This window comes from Rhodococcus sp. EPR-157 (assembly GCF_001647195.1).
Classification (GTDB): Bacteria; Actinomycetota; Actinomycetes; order Mycobacteriales; family Mycobacteriaceae; genus Rhodococcoides.
Map to the genome: position 1 here is coordinate 1 of NZ_LVCV01000692.1, position 1,293 is coordinate 1,293.

The window sequence follows — 1,293 nt, forward strand, 5'->3', positions numbered from 1 at the left end:
GGTCTCGGCCCGGTCCCCGCCATCGAGAAGGTGCTCGCTCGCACCGGAGTTGCTCTGTCCGACATCGGCATCGTGGAGATCACCGAGGCATTCGCCTCCGTGGTTCTTGCGGTGTCCGACGAGTTGGGTCTCGACGAGAGCCTACTGTGCCCGCAGGGTGGCGCGATCGCGATGGGGCATCCGTGGGGCGCGTCCGGTGCGATACTGCTGGTGCGGTTGGCACGTCAGATGTCGACCCCGTCCGGACCGGAACTCGGTCTCGCGGCCTGCGCGATCGGTGGAGGTCAGGGAATAGCAATGATCGTGGAGCGTGTGCGGTGAGTGAGATCGTCTTCGATGCCGTCCGGCACGCATTCGGAGAACGGGAAGTGTTGCGTGGGATAGATCTTCGTATCACCGAGCGGCGCGTCGGCATCATCGGATCGAACGGGTCGGGCAAGTCGACGCTGGCGCGCACCATCAACGGTCTCCTCGCTCCGAACTCGGGAACCGTGACGGTCGACGGTGTCGACGCCGCGAAGAAGGGCGCGCAGGTCCGCAAGAAAGTCGGGTTCGTCTTCACCGACCCCGACACACAGATCGTAATGCCCACCGTCGCCGAGGATCTCGCGTTCTCACTGCGACGTTCCGGACTGAGCAAGCAGGACGTCGCCGAGCGCGTGCAGGACATCATGGTTCGCTTCCGGCTCGACGGCCATGCCGAGCACCCGGCACACCTGTTGTCCGGCGGGCAGAAACAGTTGCTCGCGATCGGCGCGGTGCTGATCCGTCGACCGGAGGTCGTCGTCGCCGACGAACCGACGACGCTGCTCGACCTCCGCAATGCCCGTGTCGTCGCCAACGCGCTCGATTCGATGGACCAACAGGTCATCGTCGTCACCCATCAGCTGGCTCTCTTGGACTCGTTCGAGCGGGTGATCGTCATCGACGACGGACTGGTGGCGTTCGACGGAACCCCGGACGATGCGGTACCGGCGTATCGGGAGTTGGTCATGTGATCGGGTTGTATCGGCCCGGTAGCTCGCTGCTGCATCGGATGCCCGCAGGAGTGAAGCTGCTGCTCTTGCTGTTGACGATCATCGCGGCAACGCTCTTTGCGCGCACCCCCGTCGCTGTCGGTGCGGTCGCACTTGCCGTCGCGGCGTTGTTCGCTGTCGCCCGAATCCCCGTGAAAGTAGCGTTGGCCCAGCTTCGGCCGGTGCTGTGGATGATGCTGATCATCGGAATCTTCCAGTTGATCATCACGTCTCCGACGCGCGCGATCGTGGTGTGTGGGGTGCTGATGATCTCGGT

Annotated in this window: 1 protein-coding gene and 2 pseudogenes; all 3 read left to right on the forward strand. The window is 64.2% G+C overall.

Annotated elements, in window-relative coordinates; genetic code table 11:
• Positions 1-321, forward strand: a pseudogene (locus tag A2J03_RS29490) (acetyl-CoA C-acyltransferase); the annotation flags it as partial.
• On the forward strand, positions 318-998 hold the full coding sequence (locus A2J03_RS29495) for an energy-coupling factor ABC transporter ATP-binding protein (RefSeq protein ID WP_068381801.1): 681 nt from the start codon (positions 318-320) through the stop codon (positions 996-998). The pseudogene A2J03_RS29490 and the gene A2J03_RS29495, both read left to right, overlap by 4 nt.
• A pseudogene (locus A2J03_RS29500) lies at positions 995-1,293 on the forward strand (energy-coupling factor transporter transmembrane protein EcfT); the annotation flags it as partial. The gene A2J03_RS29495 and the pseudogene A2J03_RS29500, both read left to right, overlap by 4 nt.